The organism is Pectobacterium parmentieri, assembly GCF_001742145.1.
GTDB classification, from domain to species: domain Bacteria; phylum Pseudomonadota; class Gammaproteobacteria; order Enterobacterales; family Enterobacteriaceae; genus Pectobacterium; species Pectobacterium parmentieri.
This window is the reverse complement of sequence record NZ_CP015749.1, coordinates 4,745,151-4,761,772: the sequence shown is the minus strand read 5'-3', so window position 1 is coordinate 4,761,772 and position 16,622 is coordinate 4,745,151. Positions and strand designations below refer to the sequence as shown.

The following is a 16,622-nucleotide window of genomic DNA, read 5'->3' as shown; positions in this document are numbered from 1 at the left end:
TTTGTCATCTCCGTAACCATCAGAACCAATCTTTGAACAAGCTGAACATCAAAATCTATGAGTCTTTCATCACCCACAAAACACCTTCGGTGTTGTAAGGTTAAGCCTCTCGGGTCATTAGTACTGGTTAGCTCAACGTATCGCTACGCTTACACACCCAGCCTATCTACGTCGTCGTCTTCAACGGCCCTTCAGGGACATCAAGTGTCCAGGGAAGACTCATCTCGAGGCAAGTTTCCCGCTTAGATGCTTTCAGCGGTTATCCCTTCCGCACTTAGCTACCGGGCAATGCAATTGGCATCACAACCCGTACACCAGTGGTGCGTTCACTCCGGTCCTCTCGTACTAGGAGCAACCCCTCTCAATCTTCCAACGCCCACGGCAGATAGGGACCGAACTGTCTCACGACGTTCTAAACCCAGCTCGCGTACCACTTTAAATGGCGAACAGCCATACCCTTGGGACCTACTTCAGCCCCAGGATGTGATGAGCCGACATCGAGGTGCCAAACACCGCCGTCGATATGAACTCTTGGGCGGTATCAGCCTGTTATCCCCGGAGTACCTTTTATCCGTTGAGCGATGGCCCTTCCATTCAGAACCACCGGATCACTAAGACCTGCTTTCGCACCTGCTCGAGCTGTCACTCTCGCAGTCAAGCTAGCTTATGCCTTTGCACTAACCTCCTGATGTCCGACCAGGATTAGCTAACCTTCGTGCTCCTCCGTTACGCTTTGGGAGGAGACCGCCCCAGTCAAACTACCCACCAGACACTGTCCGCAACCCGGATCACGGGCCTACGTTAGAACATCAAACATTAAAGGGTGGTATTTCAAGGTTGGCTCCATGCAGACTGGCGTCCACACTTCAAAGCCTCCCACCTATCCTACACATCAAGGCTCAAGGTTCAGTGTCAAGCTATAGTAAAGGTTCACGGGGTCTTTCCGTCTTGCCGCGGGTACACTGCATCTTCACAGCGAGTTCAATTTCACTGAGTCTCGGGTGGAGACAGCCTGGCCATCATTACGCCATTCGTGCAGGTCGGAACTTACCCGACAAGGAATTTCGCTACCTTAGGACCGTTATAGTTACGGCCGCCGTTTACCGGGGCTTCGATCAAGAGCTTCGCCTTGCGGCTGACCCCATCAATTAACCTTCCGGCACCGGGCAGGCGTCACACCGTATACGTCCACTTTCGTGTTTGCACAGTGCTGTGTTTTTATTAAACAGTTGCAGCCAGCTGGTATCTGCGACTGGCTTCAGCTCCATCCGCAAGGGACTTCACCTACGCGCCAGCGTGCCTTCTCCCGAAGTTACGGCACCATTTTGCCTAGTTCCTTCACCCGAGTTCTCTCAAGCGCCTGAGTATTCTCTACCTGACCACCTGTGTCGGTTTGGGGTACGATTTGATGTTACCTGGAGCTTAGAGGCTTTTCCTGGAAGCGTAGCATTGGTTACTTCATCACCGTAGTGACTCGTCATCACGCCTCAGTGTTAACGATGACCCGGATTTACCTAAGTCACCCACCTTCACGCTTAAACCGGGACAACCGTCGCCCGGATAACCTAGCTTTCTCCGTCCCCCCTTCGCAGTAACACCGAGTACAGGAATATTAACCTGTTTCCCATCGACTACGCTTTTCAGCCTCGCCTTAGGGGTCGACTCACCCTGCCCCGATTAACGTTGGACAGGAACCCTTGGTCTTCCGGCGTGCGGGTTTTTCACCCGCATTATCGTTACTTATGTCAGCATTCGCACTTCTGATACCTCCAGCAACCCTCACAGGCCACCTTCAACGGCTTACAGAACGCTCCCCTACCCAACAACACCTAAGTGTCGCTGCCGCAGCTTCGGTGCATGGTTTAGCCCCGTTACATCTTCCGCGCAGGCCGACTCGACCAGTGAGCTATTACGCTTTCTTTAAATGATGGCTGCTTCTAAGCCAACATCCTGGCTGTCTGTGCCTTCCCACATCGTTTCCCACTTAACCATGACTTTGGGACCTTAGCTGGCGGTCTGGGTTGTTTCCCTCTTCACGACGAACGTTAGCACCCGCCGTGTGTCTCCCGTGATAACATTCTTCGGTATTCGTAGTTTGCATCGGGTTGGTAAGTCGGGATGACCCCCTAGCCGAAACAGTGCTCTACCCCCGAAGATGAGTTCACGAGGCGCTACCTAAATAGCTTTCGGGGAGAACCAGCTATCTCCCGGTTTGATTGGCCTTTCACCCCCAGCCACAAGTCATCCGCTAATTTTTCAACATTAGTCGGTTCGGTCCTCCAGTTAGTGTTACCCAACCTTCAACCTGCCCATGGCTAGATCACCGGGTTTCGGGTCTATACCCTGCAACTTAACGCCCAGTTAAGACTCGGTTTCCCTGCGGCTCCCCTATTCGGTTAACCTTGCTACAGAATATAAGTCGCTGACCCATTATACAAAAGGTACGCAGTCACCTAACAAGTAGGCTCCCACTGCTTGTACGTACACGGTTTCAGGTTCTATTTCACTCCCCTCGCCGGGGTTCTTTTCGCCTTTCCCTCACGGTACTGGTTCACTATCGGTCAGTCAGGAGTATTTAGCCTTGGAGGATGGTCCCCCCATATTCAGACAGGATGTCACGTGTCCCGCCCTACTCATCGAACTCACAACTTGTGCATTTTTGTGTACGGGACTATCACCCTTTACTGTGCGACTTTCCAGACGCTTCCACTAACACACAAACTGATTCAGGTTCTGGGCTCCTCCCCGTTCGCTCGCCGCTACTAGGGGAATCTCGGTTGATTTCTTTTCCTCGGGGTACTGAGATGTTTCAGTTCCCCCGGTTCGCCTCATTACGCTATGTATTCACGTAATGATAGTGTGTCGAAACACACTGGGTTTCCCCATTCGGGTATCGTCGGGTATAACGCTTCATATCAGCTTACCGACGCTTATCGCAGATTAGCACGCCCTTCATCGCCTCTGACTGCCTAGGCATCCACCGTGTACGCTTAGTCGCTTAACCTCACAACCCGAAGGTGTCTTGAATAAATCAAGGTCACGTTCGCGCTGCGATTATTTGAGAGACTCATTGACAGACTGATGCATCACGATGCACTCGAAGGTCATCGTGTTTTGTCAGCCGTCATGTTTCAATTTTCAGCTTGTTCCAGATTGTTAAAGAGCAATATCGTAAACATGACTCCGAGGAATCATCTTTAAGATATTCGGTGATAATGTCTTTCACTCATTATCGGATTGGCGTCCCCAAGGGGATTCGAACCCCTGTTACAGCCGTGAAAGGGCAGTGTCCTAGGCCTCTAGACGATGGGGACACGAAAAATCCGTACCGAATCAGAAATTCGGCACTATCGCGTCAGCATGAGTCTACACTCATGACATCAACAGGTGCGCTTGCTCAGTATTTTCATCAGACAATCTGTGTGAGCACTTCACGTAACACACATCTTTTTTGGTAAGGAGGTGATCCAACCGCAGGTTCCCCTACGGTTACCTTGTTACGACTTCACCCCAGTCATGAATCACAAAGTGGTAAGCGCCCTCCCGAAGGTTAAGCTACCTACTTCTTTTGCAACCCACTCCCATGGTGTGACGGGCGGTGTGTACAAGGCCCGGGAACGTATTCACCGTAGCATTCTGATCTACGATTACTAGCGATTCCGACTTCATGGAGTCGAGTTGCAGACTCCAATCCGGACTACGACGTACTTTATGAGGTCCGCTTGCTCTCGCGAGTTCGCTTCTCTTTGTATACGCCATTGTAGCACGTGTGTAGCCCTACTCGTAAGGGCCATGATGACTTGACGTCATCCCCACCTTCCTCCGGTTTATCACCGGCAGTCTCCTTTGAGTTCCCGACATTACTCGCTGGCAACAAAGGATAAGGGTTGCGCTCGTTGCGGGACTTAACCCAACATTTCACAACACGAGCTGACGACAGCCATGCAGCACCTGTCTCACAGTTCCCGAAGGCACTAAGGTATCTCTACCGAATTCTGTGGATGTCAAGAGTAGGTAAGGTTCTTCGCGTTGCATCGAATTAAACCACATGCTCCACCGCTTGTGCGGGCCCCCGTCAATTCATTTGAGTTTTAACCTTGCGGCCGTACTCCCCAGGCGGTCGACTTAACGCGTTAGCTCCGGAAGCCACGCCTCAAGGGCACAACCTCCAAGTCGACATCGTTTACAGCGTGGACTACCAGGGTATCTAATCCTGTTTGCTCCCCACGCTTTCGCACCTGAGCGTCAGTCTTTGTCCAGGGGGCCGCCTTCGCCACCGGTATTCCTCCAGATCTCTACGCATTTCACCGCTACACCTGGAATTCTACCCCCCTCTACAAGACTCTAGCCTGTCAGTTTTGAATGCAGTTCCCAGGTTAAGCCCGGGGATTTCACATCCAACTTAACAGACCGCCTGCGTGCGCTTTACGCCCAGTCATTCCGATTAACGCTTGCACCCTCCGTATTACCGCGGCTGCTGGCACGGAGTTAGCCGGTGCTTCTTCTGCGGGTAACGTCAATCGACAAGGTTATTAACCTTATCGCCTTCCTCCCCGCTGAAAGTGCTTTACAACCCGAAGGCCTTCTTCACACACGCGGCATGGCTGCATCAGGCTTGCGCCCATTGTGCAATATTCCCCACTGCTGCCTCCCGTAGGAGTCTGGACCGTGTCTCAGTTCCAGTGTGGCTGGTCATCCTCTCAGACCAGCTAGGGATCGTCGCCTAGGTGAGCCATTACCTCACCTACTAGCTAATCCCATCTGGGCACATCCGATGGCAAGAGGCCCGAAGGTCCCCCTCTTTGGTCCGAAGACGTTATGCGGTATTAGCTACCGTTTCCAGTAGTTATCCCCCTCCATCAGGCAGTTTCCCAGACATTACTCACCCGTCCGCCGCTCGTCACCCGAAGAGCAAGCTCTTCTGTGCTACCGCTCGACTTGCATGTGTTAGGCCTGCCGCCAGCGTTCAATCTGAGCCATGATCAAACTCTTCAATTTAAGATTTGTTTGATTTGCTGAACTCGTCAGCGATGCTCAAAGAATTAGTAACTGTTTATTCGTAATGAATTTCACTGTTGTTCACTCTTCAAGACTTTTTATATCGTTAAGATACGGTCTTGTGAGTGCCCACACAGATTGTCTGATTATATTGTTAAAGAGCAGTGCGTTGCGGTCTTATCCGCTTCGCGAGGTGGCGTATGTTACGCTTATCACCTTCAGAGTCAACGTTTATTTTAAAGCGTTTTCTCTTTCTTTATCGACCCGGTTGTGAGTCACAGCGCCGTGTCGATGGAGGCGCATTATAGGGATCTGTTTTCGTTGCACAACAACTTTCTTGATCTTTTTTTCTGTTCGCGCATTTTTCGACCCTTTCGATGAGATCTCACTCGATCTGCGCCACTTTTCAGTTGCCGCCACCGCATATCTGCCGATATTTTGTCTGTTAATGCGAATAATCAGCATATGGTAAATAACTACGAGGTTGTCGATGAGTACAAAAATGTTCCGTCGTTATAACGGTATTTCTCCCATTTTAGGCGAAAGAGTCATGGTCGATCATTCCAGCGTGGTGATTGGCAAGGTAACACTAGGCGATGATGTCGGTATCTGGCCCCTTGTCGCCATACGCGGCGATGTTAACTACATCACTATTGGTGCCAGGAGTAATATCCAGGACGGATCAGTGCTTCATATCACCCACTGCTCAGAGAAAAAACCAGAAGGTAACCCACTTACTATTGGTGAAGACGTCACTGTAGGCCATAAAGCGATGCTACACGGTTGCCAAATAGGAAATCGGGTTCTGGTCGGAATGGGGTCAATACTCCTCGACGGAGTCGTTGTTGAGGATGATGTCATGATTGGCGCTGGTAGCTTAGTCCCGCCAGGAAAACGCTTAGAGAAAGGGCATCTATACGTTGGTAGTCCAGTTAAGAAAATTCGACCACTGACACAAGAAGAAATAGAGGGACTGATTTACTCGGCAAATAACTATGTTCGTTGGAAAGATGAATACCTTGCTCAGGATAATGAGTAATAGCCCTCATCATTCCATTCTTCAGCAAGGATCATTTTTTCCAATTCATCTTCAAGATCCCATCGATGTTCCCTGAACAGCGCCAGCCACTGTTCGGGGCTATCACCGCCATAACGTCGCTGGAGCTGCTCTGCGCTCACTAGACATTCCTGCTGAAAGCCATTTACTAAAACAGGAAAGCGGATCGCCATTACCTTATCATCCCAATTTTCACGATCTGGGAACTGGATCGCTTGGTTCATTTAGCGAGATCCTGCTTTAGCAAATCAATCACTGGCTCCACATCCGGCATCACACCATGCCAAAGTTTAAACGCATGTGCCGCCTGTCCCACCAGCATTCCCAAACCATCTGCATAATAAATAGCACCATGCTGTACGCACCATGACAAAAAGGGTGTCAGTTGCGGCAAATAAAACATGTCATAGCAACACGTTTTTGGAGAAATGAGTTCTGGCGGTAAATTAGGAATACTGTCATACATTCCGGAAGAGGTTGCGTTAATGATCAAATCGAAAGACTGACCATGTAAATCGTCGAGAGCAACCGCTTGAATATCGCCAATATCACAGAAGGCCTTAGCTAAAGCATCAGCTTTAGAAAATGTCCTATTCGTCAGCACAACTGTACAGCCATAAGCCAGCAAGGGTTGGATAACTCCCCGCGCCGCGCCGCCCGCTCCCACCAGCAAAACACGATCCAGCGGTTTCACCAACGCCAGCCGTTGCAGATCGCTGAGTAAACCGATGCCATCAGTGTTATCACCAAATAGACGACCGTCACTCAGCCTCTTCAATGTATTCACCGCGCCTGCACGCGCCGCACATTCGCTACACTCATCAGCTTCGGCAAAGGCTCTCTCTTTAAAGGGCGCAGTGACATTTGCACCACCAGCACCATCGTGAAAATACTGATGCAGCAGCAGCTCAAAATTATCCAGAGGCGCTAACACACGCTGGTACGTCAACGTTATCCCCGTCTGTGCAGCAAATAGCTCATGTATACGAGGTGATTTACTATGCGCAATCGGATTGCCAAAAACCGCAAAAGACGTTACTTCAGACACGTTCCCCTCCAAGTTGCCGTTATCCCTGACGAATGAGCTCGCCTGTTAGTACATCTCTGATCTCTGATGGGTTCATTCTTCCACCGACGTCCCCCACTAGCACAGGAAAATCATCACCAAATTGCTGAGATACTTCCTGAGCAGTACGGCAAGGTGGTTGGCCACTTAAATTGGCACTGGTCGAAACTAACGGTTTACCGTAACGCTGGCACAGTTCCTTGACTAATGGATGCCCACTAACGCGCACCGCAAGCGAAGAAAATTGCCCCGTTAACCATTGTGGCGTTGTGTGCTTCGCTGGCAATACCCAAGTAACTGGACCAGGCCATGTGGAAAACATCACGGCTTTCTGCTCATCGGATAACGCACTGTCATCAATATAAGGTACTAGTTGGCTAAAATCTGCCGCAATCAAGATCAACCCTTTTTGCCAGGGGCGTTGTTTCAGCGCTAGCAGGCGATTAACCGCCACTTCACTATCAGGATCGCACCCCAACCCAAATACCGCTTCAGTCGGGTACGCAATCACCTGCTCAGTATGCAATTCCCGCAAAACGGGAATCATTAACTCATCAGACACATCACTCATTCTTATCAACTTCTGTCGCTATCGGTTTTCCACATAATTTACTGGCACAAAATAGCTTAGAGCCTTGTGCCGTCTTCTTCTCAAACAATAAAGCATAATGGCAAGAAGGACATTCACCCGCTATCGGTTTATGGTTTAACACAAACTGGCAATCAGGATAGCGATCGCAAGAATGAAACACCTTGCCGTAGCGAGACTTACGCTGTAGCAGCGTGCCTTCATTACACTGTGGACATCGAATCGCCGTTTCATCAGGGCGATCGATAATCTCAGTATGATTGCACTCAGGATAATTGCCGCAACCGATGAACATCCCATAACGGCCTTGCCGTAGCACCAATGTCGACTGACAAAGCGGGCATTGCTGCCCATCCAACACTTTGACGATATGTCCATCAGCCTGCGCTTTCAGTGGGCGAATGAATTCGCATTCTGGATACGCAGAACAGCCAAGAAATGGACCGTGCCGACCAGAACGGATAACCAGTACTGACCCACAGTCTGGACATATTTCCTGTTTTTTTTCAGCAAACAGTACGGACTTAGCCATTCAAAATGTTATCCCTTTGGCTATTGCACATAACCGTTATTGACCTCAAAAAGTAATTCTTCCATTTGCTGATAGGCATTCTCACAACCAGGAACATTGAAAAGCACCATGAGAATGACCCACTTCAGATCTTCCAGATCAAACTCCTGCGTTTCCAGCGCCATGACGCGTTCGATGATCATCTCGCGCGTTTCAAGATTCAGAACCTGGATTTGCTCAAGGAATAATAAAAAGCCACGGCAGTCCGCATCCAAACGCAACTCCTCATCTTGCGTATAGATCCGCATAGCCAGAGCATCACTCGCCAAATAAAGCGGCGCAGCTTGCCCTTCCTGAATATCGGCCAATTTTTCCAGCCAACTCAACGCGCTATAAATATCGTTACGATGGAATCCAGCGCGAGTGAGGTCATCAGTTAACGTATCCTGATCGACACGCATTTCAGTTTCATTGTGGATGTAGCTCTCAAACAAGTACATGAGTACGTCGAACATGGCTTGCCCTCCTTAATCGAACATAGCCGCCGGGTACTGCTGCGATCCATCCTGCTAACTCCAGTTCTAATAGCTTAGTAACTACCTCTGGCACAGGTTGGCCGGCACGTTCAGCGACAACGTCAACAGGTGTAACCTCATCTCCTACGTTAGCCAACACGTCGGCAAATGGCAATTCGCCATTCTCTTCTTCGTTAGAAATAGTTTGCCCGCTTTCCATCGGCAGCCACTGTAGTTCACTCACCAACTGTTCAAGAATATCCTTCGGATGTGTAACCAGGCTTGCCCCTTGCTGGATCAACCAATGTGTACCCTCAGCCATAGGATTACCGATAGCCCCCGGCAAGGCAAAAATGTCCCGCCCTTGCTCCAAAGCATAACGTGCAGTGACCAGCGACCCACTACGGATAGACGCTTCGATAACCAGGACGCCCAGCCCTAACCCACTGATGATGCGATTTCTTCTAGGGAAGTTGGTTGGAAACGGCGGCATAGCAAGGGGAAATTCCGAGACCAGTGCGCCACCATCGCCACAAATACGCTCAGCAAGCTTAGCGTGCCGCTTGGGATAAATATTCTCCAGTCCGCTCCCCAGCACTGCTATCGTTTTCCCTCCAGCATCCAAGGCAGCCCGATGAGCAATACCGTCAATACCAATCGCTAGCCCACTAGTCACCGTGAGTTCATTCGCAGCAAATTCCTGTGCGAAAAAACACCCCCAGCGTTCACCATAAGTGCTATTGCCTCGGCTACCAACGATCGATATTTGTGGCGATGCCAATAACTCAGGAGAACCAGAGACAAAAAGCAACAGAGGAAAATCACGAATATTGCTCAACAGAAAGGGGTACAGAGCATCTTCGCACGTCACGATATGGTGATTGGGACAAGACAGCCAGTTGAGAGTCTCTTCCAGGATCTTGGGATCATAGGCCCAAAACTGAGATATTTGAGCATGAGACAAGCCTAATACGCTCAACGCATTGTTATCTAACTCATTTATATAAATAAGCTTTCTGGCAATCGCTCGACTACGTCTGATGCTCAGATGCCTTACGCCCGTCATACGTAGCCAAATTTCCGTTGATAGCATCAGCGTCCCTTATTCCGCTATGTTCAGATAAGTCGTGCAATTCGGTGCTGATGCTGTCAATCGAGGCCGGAAATGTCTAGAATGTACGCTAAGTCTCTTTCACTATTCAGATACAGATCTAAACATATATGTCAGTTTTGCAGGTATTACATTTCCCAGATGAGCGGCTCCGCATCACTGCGCAATCCGTAAAAGAAGTCAATGCAGATATTCAACGTATCGTGGATGATATGTTCGATACCATGTACGAAGAAGAAGGTATTGGGCTGGCCGCAACGCAGGTGGATATTCATCAGCGTATTATTGTGATTGACGTCTCCGAAGAACGAGACCAACGGCTGGTGCTGATCAATCCAGAGCTGATTGAAAAGAGCGGTGAGACGGGTATTGAAGAGGGTTGCTTGTCGATCCCCGAAACACGCGCACTGGTTCCCCGAGCAGAGCATGTAAAAGTGCGAGCATTGGATCGTGAAGGTAAAGTATTCGAGCTTGAAGCAAGCGAGCTACTTGCCATTTGCATTCAGCATGAAATGGACCACCTGGTTGGGAAATTGTTTATCGATTACCTTTCCCCGCTTAAACGCCAGCGTATCCGTCAAAAACTGGAAAAGCTGGCTAAGCAGAACAGCCGAACCCAATAATTTTCATCCTGACAGGAAGCACCGTGTCTGATTCTTTACGTATCATCTTTGCCGGAACCCCTGACTTTGCAGCGCGTCACCTTGACGCACTTTTATCATCAGGGCACGAGGTTGTGGGCGTTTTCACACAGCCTGACCGCCCATCGGGTAGAGGCAACAAGCTCACACCAAGCCCGGTAAAAGTGCTGGCAGAACAACATAGCATCCCCGTTTTCCAGCCTAAATCTCTGCGACCAGCAGAAAATCAGGCGATGGTTGAGGCGTTAAGTGCCGATGTTATGGTCGTTGTCGCCTACGGGTTAATTCTGCCACAGCCGGTGCTATCTATGCCTCGCCTCGGTTGCATTAATGTACATGGTTCTCTGTTGCCTCTCTGGCGTGGTGCTGCGCCTATCCAACGCGCATTGTGGGCTGGGGATAGTGAAACTGGCGTGACGATCATGCAAATGGACGTGGGACTCGATACTGGCGCAATGCTACACAAAATTTCGTGCCCCATCCTGCCACAGGATACCAGCGCAACGTTGTACGATAAACTTGCTGAGTTAGGGCCGCGTGGCTTATTGGAAACGTTGGAACAGCTTGCGGATGGTAGTGCTGTTGCTGAAGCACAAAATGACGCCCTTGCCACCTATGCAGAAAAACTTAGCAAAGAAGAAGCTCGCTTAAACTGGCAGCTATCCGCTGAGCAACTTGAACGCTGTATTCGCGCTTTTAATCCCTGGCCAGTCAGCTATTTCATCGTAGATGAACAACCAGTAAAAGTCTGGAAAGCTGAGGCCATCGCCAAAGCACATGGCTTACAGCCTGGCACAATCATACAGGCAGAGAAACAAGGCATTCAGGTAGCAACAGCCAATGGCATCTTGAATATTCAGGAGTTGCAACCCGCAGGCAAAAAAGTGATGAGTGCGCACGATCTGCTGAACTCACGTCGTGAGTGGTTCGTTCCCGGTAATACACTGAACTGATCTATTTTTCATACCGGCACCATGCCGGTATATCCTCTCTCTTTTACGTATACATCATCGCTAACACATGAAAAGCTCATACAATCTACGCAGTATTGCCGCAAAAGTGGTGGGACAAGTTCTGGATCAGGGGCAATCACTCAGCGCCTTATTGCCTGTTCATCAACGTGACGTTTCCGATAAAGATCGTGCACTTTTACAAGAGCTTTGCTTCGGCGTATTACGCGTTCTGCCGCAGTTGGAATGGTGTATTCAACAACTGATGGCTAAGCCCCTGACGGGCAAACAACGTACACTGCATTATCTCATCATGGTTGGTATCTACCAATTACACTACACTCGTATCCCACCCCATGCTGCTCTAGCAGAAACGGTAGAAGGTGCTGTCGCGTTAAAGAGGCCACAGCTTAAGGGACTGATTAATGGCGTATTACGCCAATTTCAACGTCAGCAGGAAGAACTTATTCAGCGTGAGGCGACAAATTCGTCTCACTACCTGCACCCAAGTTGGCTGCTGGCGCGTATTGAGCATGCTTATCCAAATCACTGGCAAAGTGTTGTTGATGCGAATAATCAAAGACCTCCGATGTGGTTACGCGTGAATCGGTTACACCATACACGGAAAGCATACTTAGACTTGTTAGCGCAAGAAGGAATCGAAGCGTTTGCTCATCCTGAATATGCCGATGCGATACGACTTGCTTCTCCCTGTGCCGTCGATCTCTTGCCGGGCTTTGCACAAGGGTGGGCAACAATACAGGATGCTTCGGCTCAAGGCTGCGTCTACTGGCTTGAGCCACAAGATGGCGAGCAGATCCTCGATCTCTGCGCCGCACCCGGTGGAAAAACAACGCACATTTTAGAAGCTGCGCCAAAATCTCACGTACTCGCTGTCGATATTGATGAAACGCGTTTAGGCCGAGTAAGAGAAAATTTACTGCGATTACAAATGCATGCAGAAGTGAAACAAGGCGATGGGCGTTACCCCAGTTCATGGTGTGAAGGGCGTATGTTTGATCGTATTCTATTGGATGCCCCTTGTTCCGCTACTGGTGTGATTCGTCGTCACCCTGATATCAAATGGTTACGCCGAGACAGGGATATCGAGGAATTGGTTGCGCTGCAAAAAGAGATTATTGATGCCATCTGGCCACATCTAAAGCCGGGCGGCACAATGGTCTACGCGACCTGCTCTATTCTGCCGCAAGAGAATGCCCAGCAAGTCACAGATTTCTTGTCTCGCCATGCCGATGCAACGCTTGTTGATACAGGTACAAGTGAAATACCGGGTATACAGATGCTCCCCCATGCTGATGGTGGCGACGGTTTCTTTTATGCGAAGCTGGTAAAAAACTGATATTGAACCCAGTATTGTCTGCAACAGACAGCAATCAATAAACGGCATGGCTTATTATGAAAATTATCATTCTTGGCGCGGGTCAGGTCGGCGGAACACTGGCAGAAAATCTAGCGGGTGAAAACAATGACATCACTGTCGTTGATACTGATGCAAATCGGTTGCGCCAGCTTCAGGATAAATTTGATCTTCGCGTCGTTACAGGCCATGCCTCTCATCCGCGTGTGCTACGTGAAGCGGGAGCGGAAGATGCTGATATGCTGGTCGCCGTTACCAATTCAGATGAAACGAATATGGTCGCATGCCAGATCGCTTATTCTCTTTTCAAAACACCAAACCGTATTGCACGCATACGGGCCGCTGAGTACATTCGTGAATCTGAGCATCTGTTTTTACCAGAAGCCGTCCCTATTGATCATCTGATCTCCCCAGAGCAGTTGGTGATCGATAACATTTACAAGTTGATCGAATACCCTGGGGCACTTCAGGTCGTCAACTTCGCTGAAGGTAAAGTGAGTCTTGCCGCTGTTAATGCCTACTATGGCGGCCCGCTAGTCGGTAATGCCCTTACTTCTCTCCGCGAGCATATTCCTCATGTAGAGACCCGCGTTGCGGCGATTTTCCGCCACGATCGTCCTATTCGCCCTCAAGGTTCCACCATCATCGAGGCCGGAGATGAAGTATTTTTTGTCGCGGCTTCCCAGCACATTCGTGCTGTGATGAGTGAGTTGCAGCGCCTTGAAAAACCGTATAAAAGGATCATGATCGTTGGTGGGGGTAACGTCGGCGCAGGATTAGCACAGCGGTTAGAAAAAGACTACAGCATCAAGTTGATAGAACGAAATGCAGAACGTGCGACGGAGTTGGCAGAATTTCTGCAAAATACAGTTGTGTTTCATGGCGACGCCTCAGACCAAGAGTTACTCGCCGAAGAGCACATTGAGCAGATAGATGTATTCATCGCCATTACCAATGATGATGAAGCAAATATTATGTCAGCTATGCTGGCTAAGCGTATGGGCGCGAAAAAAGTGATGGTACTCATCCAGCGTCGGGCTTATGTCGATCTGGTTCAGGGCAGCGTTATTGATGTCGCTATTTCCCCACAGCAGGCGACAATTTCTGCACTACTCAGCCATGTGCGTAAGGCTGATATTGTTAGCGTATCCTCTCTGCGCCGAGGAGTTGCCGAAGCGATCGAAGCCATCGCACATGGTGACGAGGGTACATCGAAAGTTGTCGGCAGAATGATCGAAGATATTAAGCTCCCACCGGGTACCACTATTGGAGCAATTGTTCGCGGTGATCACGTCATTATTGCCAATGCAAATAGCAAAATTGAGCAAGGCGATCATGTCATCATGTTCTTGGCTGACAAAAAATTTGTGCCCGATGTTGAACGCCTATTTCAACCAAGCCCTTTCTTTTTGTAATCCGGGAGCTAATTTATTACTAACCGATAATCTGGCAAAGATACGGCTATTGGTTAGAATTAATTTATATTTTTGGCAAGGAGAACAGATATGAGTATCATCAAAGAATTCAGAGAGTTTGCCATGCGTGGCAACGTTGTCGATTTAGCGGTGGGTGTCATTATTGGTGCCGCTTTCGGTAAAATTGTTTCTTCTCTGGTATCGGATATTATTATGCCGCCGCTAGGGCTTTTGATTGGTGGTGTCGATTTTAAACAGTTCAGCCTCATTCTCCGTGATGCCCAAGGCGACATTCCTGCCGTTGTCATGAACTACGGCGCTTTCATCCAGAATATTTTCGACTTTGTCATCGTCGCTTTTGCAATTTTTATAGCTATCAAGCTGATGAATAAAATGCGTCGTAAACAGGAAGATATCCCTACCGCCCCACCAAAACCGAGCGCAGAAGAGAAGCTGCTAGCTGAAATCCGCGATTTGCTTAAAGGGCAGCAGCCCAAACAGTAAATATTGAATTTCTGCCCGCCCCTTAGTTCGTTATTACGCAGAAAGTAGAAAGGCCAGAGGTAAATAATCACTTGATTGCTTACCACTGGCCTCCCAACTCCCTTTCTTCACATGTTTGTCTTTTCTACGATAACTTCCTTTCCCTTTTTCATTCACTTCAATTCGTTGGCGAAACAGCGGATCATGCAGCAACGCCTCAATGGCGTTATCCTGAATTTTTCCGCGCTTATGGCGGTATGTGGTCATCATTACTCCTAAGAAAGTCGAAATGGTATGTACATCAATAAAACGTGCAGAGTATATAGTCGAAATGGGTAGATGAGAATAGGTGGGATGTATTTTCAGCTCACTCAGACACAGGCAGTTGTTTACCATGTATATTTATGCGAAAGCATGACTTATTTCAGATATAAAAAAACCGGGTTTCCCCGGTTTTTTTACGCTCTTACAGATTACTCTGCAGTAGCCACTTCTTCTGTCTGCGAAACTGAGCGATCAACGAGCTCGATGTATGCCATCGGCGCATTGTCACCAGCACGGAAGCCACACTTCAGAATACGAGTGTAACCACCGGCACGGCTCGCGAAACGCGGGCCCAGTTCATTAAACAGTTTTGCCACGATCTCGTTATCACGAGTGCGGGCGAATGCCAGACGACGATTAGCAACGCTGTCGGTCTTGGCAAGAGTAATCAGCGGTTCAACAACGCGACGCAGCTCTTTCGCTTTCGGCAGGGTCGTCTTGATGATTTCATGACGAACCAAAGAACTAGCCATGTTACGGAACATAGCCTGACGATGGCTGCTGTTACGGTTCAGTTGACGACCACTCTTACGATGGCGCATGACCTTATCCTTCTCAGTAAAACCTTAACCTGTGATCTGGTTACTCATCAGCAATACTTGCAGGTGGCCAGTTTTCTAGGCGCATGCCCAGAGACAAACCACGGGAAGCCAGTACGTCTTTAATCTCAGTAAGAGATTTTTTACCCAGGTTAGGCGTTTTGAGCAGCTCAACCTCGGTACGCTGTACCAGATCACCGATGTAGTGGATAGCTTCTGCCTTAAGGCAGTTAGCAGAGCGGACAGTCAATTCCAGATCGTCAACAGGGCGCAGCAGGATCGGATCGAACTCTGGTTTCTCTTCTTTAACTTCTGGCTGACGAACATCACGTAAGTCAACAAAAGCTTCAAGTTGTTCAGCCAGAATGGTGGCCGCACGGCGGATCGCCTCTTCAGGATCGATCGTACCATTGGTTTCCATCTCGATGACTAGCTTGTCCAAGTCAGTACGCTGTTCTACGCGAGCTGCTTCAACATTGTAGGCAATACGCTCTACAGGGCTGTAGCAAGCATCAACTAACAGACGACCAATCGGGCGCTCATCTTCTTCCGTATGAATACGGGCAGATGCCGGCACATAACCACGACCACGTTGAACTTTGATACGCATACTAATAGATGCGTTTTCATCGGTCAGGTGGCAAATTAAGTGCTGCGGCTTGACGATTTCGACATCACCATCATGGATGATGTCGGCTGCAGTCACAGGGCCAATGCCAGATTTATTCAGGGTAAGAATAACTTCATCTTTGCCTTGAACTCTCACCGCCAGCCCTTTCAGGTTGAGCAGGATTTCCAGGATATCTTCCTGTACGCCTTCTTTGGTGCTGTACTCATGCAGTACACCATCAATCTCAACCTCGGTCACCGCGCAACCTGGCATGGATGAAAGCAGAATACGGCGCAGTGCGTTGCCAAGAGTATGGCCGAAGCCTCGCTCTAATGGCTCAAGGGTCACCTTGGCGTGCGTCGAACTCACTTGCTCGATATCAACCAGGCGCGGTTTTAGAAACTCTGTCACAGAACCCTGCATTGTGTCCTCTCT

The 16,622-nt window shown here is 49.2% G+C and carries 15 protein-coding genes, 1 tRNA gene and 2 rRNA genes; 6 read left to right on the top strand and 12 right to left on the bottom strand.

Annotation, left to right across the window (positions count from 1 at the left end):
- Positions 1–96: 96 nt before the first annotated feature.
- From A8F97_RS21705 to A8F97_RS21695, 3 genes are all read right to left on the bottom strand, one after another.
- A 23S ribosomal RNA gene (locus tag A8F97_RS21705) occupies positions 97–3,004 on the bottom strand.
- A gap of 234 nt (positions 3,005–3,238) precedes the next feature.
- Positions 3,239–3,314: transfer RNA gene (locus A8F97_RS21700), tRNA-Glu, on the bottom strand.
- 141 nt (positions 3,315–3,455) lie between these two features.
- Positions 3,456–4,998, bottom strand: a 16S ribosomal RNA gene (locus A8F97_RS21695).
- Together the 16S and 23S rRNA genes with 1 tRNA gene alongside form the textbook arrangement of a ribosomal RNA operon.
- Positions 4,999–5,488: 490 nt before the next feature.
- Between A8F97_RS21695 and A8F97_RS21690 the strand changes: the two genes are divergently transcribed.
- Positions 5,489–6,037, top strand: coding sequence for a gamma carbonic anhydrase family protein (locus tag A8F97_RS21690; RefSeq protein ID WP_014701605.1), 549 nt, complete (start codon positions 5,489–5,491; stop codon positions 6,035–6,037).
- Here the strand turns inward: A8F97_RS21690 and A8F97_RS21685 are convergent.
- Genes A8F97_RS21685 through dprA form a run of 6 tightly spaced genes read right to left on the bottom strand, consistent with a single transcriptional unit; the run spans position 6,022 to position 9,829 of the window.
- On the bottom strand, positions 6,022–6,279 hold the full coding sequence (locus tag A8F97_RS21685; protein ID WP_014701606.1) for a DUF1488 family protein: 258 nt from the start codon (positions 6,277–6,279) through the stop codon (positions 6,022–6,024). The genes A8F97_RS21690 and A8F97_RS21685 overlap by 16 nt on opposite strands.
- Positions 6,276–7,103 (bottom strand): shikimate dehydrogenase, encoded by an 828-nt coding sequence (gene aroE / locus A8F97_RS21680; protein WP_014701607.1) that lies wholly within the window; start codon positions 7,101–7,103, stop codon positions 6,276–6,278. The genes A8F97_RS21685 and aroE overlap by 4 nt, the downstream gene beginning before the upstream one ends.
- Before the next feature lie 19 nt (positions 7,104–7,122).
- Positions 7,123–7,692 (bottom strand): L-threonylcarbamoyladenylate synthase type 1 TsaC, encoded by a 570-nt coding sequence (gene tsaC, locus A8F97_RS21675; protein WP_033072198.1) that lies wholly within the window; start codon positions 7,690–7,692, stop codon positions 7,123–7,125.
- Complete coding sequence (locus A8F97_RS21670; RefSeq protein WP_014701609.1) at positions 7,685–8,242, bottom strand: DNA topoisomerase family protein; 558 nt, start codon at positions 8,240–8,242, stop codon at positions 7,685–7,687. The genes tsaC and A8F97_RS21670 overlap by 8 nt, the downstream gene beginning before the upstream one ends.
- A gap of 20 nt (positions 8,243–8,262) precedes the next feature.
- On the bottom strand, positions 8,263–8,736 hold the full coding sequence (gene smg / locus A8F97_RS21665) for a DUF494 family protein Smg (protein ID WP_033072199.1): 474 nt from the start codon (positions 8,734–8,736) through the stop codon (positions 8,263–8,265).
- Positions 8,708–9,829, bottom strand: coding sequence for a DNA-protecting protein DprA (dprA, locus tag A8F97_RS21660; protein ID WP_014701611.1), 1,122 nt, complete (start codon positions 9,827–9,829; stop codon positions 8,708–8,710). Before dprA ends, smg begins: the two co-directional genes overlap by 29 nt.
- A 128-nt stretch (positions 9,830–9,957) precedes the next feature.
- Here dprA and def point away from each other — a divergent pair, with 128 nt between their 5' ends.
- From def to mscL, 5 genes are all read left to right on the top strand, one after another.
- Positions 9,958–10,470 carry a peptide deformylase gene (def, locus tag A8F97_RS21655; protein ID WP_015731328.1) on the top strand — a complete coding sequence of 171 codons (513 nt, stop codon included), beginning with the start codon at positions 9,958–9,960 and terminating at the stop codon, positions 10,468–10,470.
- Positions 10,471–10,493: 23 nt separating this feature from the next.
- Entirely contained in the window at positions 10,494–11,441 is a 948-nt protein-coding gene (fmt, locus tag A8F97_RS21650) for a methionyl-tRNA formyltransferase (RefSeq protein WP_014701613.1), read from the top strand.
- Positions 11,442–11,508: 67 nt separating this feature from the next.
- Positions 11,509–12,798, top strand: a complete 1,290-nt coding sequence (rsmB, locus tag A8F97_RS21645) for a 16S rRNA (cytosine(967)-C(5))-methyltransferase RsmB (protein ID WP_033072200.1) — start codon at positions 11,509–11,511, stop codon at positions 12,796–12,798.
- Between the two features lie 56 nt (positions 12,799–12,854).
- Complete coding sequence (trkA, locus tag A8F97_RS21640) at positions 12,855–14,231, top strand: Trk system potassium transporter TrkA (RefSeq protein ID WP_033072201.1); 1,377 nt, start codon at positions 12,855–12,857, stop codon at positions 14,229–14,231.
- 90 nt (positions 14,232–14,321) lie between these two features.
- On the top strand, positions 14,322–14,735 hold the full coding sequence (gene mscL, locus A8F97_RS21635) for a large-conductance mechanosensitive channel protein MscL (protein ID WP_014701616.1): 414 nt from the start codon (positions 14,322–14,324) through the stop codon (positions 14,733–14,735).
- A 33-nt stretch (positions 14,736–14,768) separates the two neighbouring features.
- Here the strand turns inward: mscL and A8F97_RS21630 are convergent, their stop codons facing one another.
- The 3 genes from A8F97_RS21630 to A8F97_RS21620 form a co-directional block, all read right to left on the bottom strand.
- Positions 14,769–14,981, bottom strand: coding sequence for an alternative ribosome-rescue factor A (locus tag A8F97_RS21630; protein WP_014701617.1), 213 nt, complete (start codon positions 14,979–14,981; stop codon positions 14,769–14,771).
- Between the two features lie 206 nt (positions 14,982–15,187).
- Positions 15,188–15,580 (bottom strand): 50S ribosomal protein L17, encoded by a 393-nt coding sequence (rplQ, locus tag A8F97_RS21625; protein WP_005970246.1) that lies wholly within the window; start codon positions 15,578–15,580, stop codon positions 15,188–15,190.
- A gap of 40 nt (positions 15,581–15,620) precedes the next feature.
- The gene (locus A8F97_RS21620; RefSeq protein ID WP_005970247.1) at positions 15,621–16,610 is read right to left on the bottom strand and encodes a DNA-directed RNA polymerase subunit alpha; all 990 of its coding nucleotides are present in this window, start codon (positions 16,608–16,610) and stop codon (positions 15,621–15,623) included.
- Between the last annotated feature and the right edge of the window lie 12 nt (positions 16,611–16,622).

Coding starts and splice junctions, on each gene's coding strand:
- A8F97_RS21690 (WP_014701605.1), top strand. CDS start 5,489: ATGAGTACAAAAATGTTCCGTCGTTATAACGGTATTTCTCCCATTTTA.
- A8F97_RS21685 (WP_014701606.1), bottom strand. CDS start 6,279: ATGAACCAAGCGATCCAGTTCCCAGATCGTGAAAATTGGGATGATAAG.
- tsaC (WP_033072198.1), bottom strand. CDS start 7,692: ATGAGTGATGTGTCTGATGAGTTAATGATTCCCGTTTTGCGGGAATTG.
- A8F97_RS21670 (WP_014701609.1), bottom strand. CDS start 8,242: ATGGCTAAGTCCGTACTGTTTGCTGAAAAAAAACAGGAAATATGTCCA.
- smg (WP_033072199.1), bottom strand. CDS start 8,736: ATGTTCGACGTACTCATGTACTTGTTTGAGAGCTACATCCACAATGAA.
- dprA (WP_014701611.1), bottom strand. CDS start 9,829: ATGCTATCAACGGAAATTTGGCTACGTATGACGGGCGTAAGGCATCTG.
- def (WP_015731328.1), top strand. CDS start 9,958: ATGTCAGTTTTGCAGGTATTACATTTCCCAGATGAGCGGCTCCGCATC.
- rsmB (WP_033072200.1), top strand. CDS start 11,509: ATGAAAAGCTCATACAATCTACGCAGTATTGCCGCAAAAGTGGTGGGA.
- trkA (WP_033072201.1), top strand. CDS start 12,855: ATGAAAATTATCATTCTTGGCGCGGGTCAGGTCGGCGGAACACTGGCA.
- mscL (WP_014701616.1), top strand. CDS start 14,322: ATGAGTATCATCAAAGAATTCAGAGAGTTTGCCATGCGTGGCAACGTT.
- A8F97_RS21630 (WP_014701617.1), bottom strand. CDS start 14,981: ATGACCACATACCGCCATAAGCGCGGAAAAATTCAGGATAACGCCATT.
- rplQ (WP_005970246.1), bottom strand. CDS start 15,580: ATGCGCCATCGTAAGAGTGGTCGTCAACTGAACCGTAACAGCAGCCAT.
- A8F97_RS21620 (WP_005970247.1), bottom strand. CDS start 16,610: ATGCAGGGTTCTGTGACAGAGTTTCTAAAACCGCGCCTGGTTGATATC.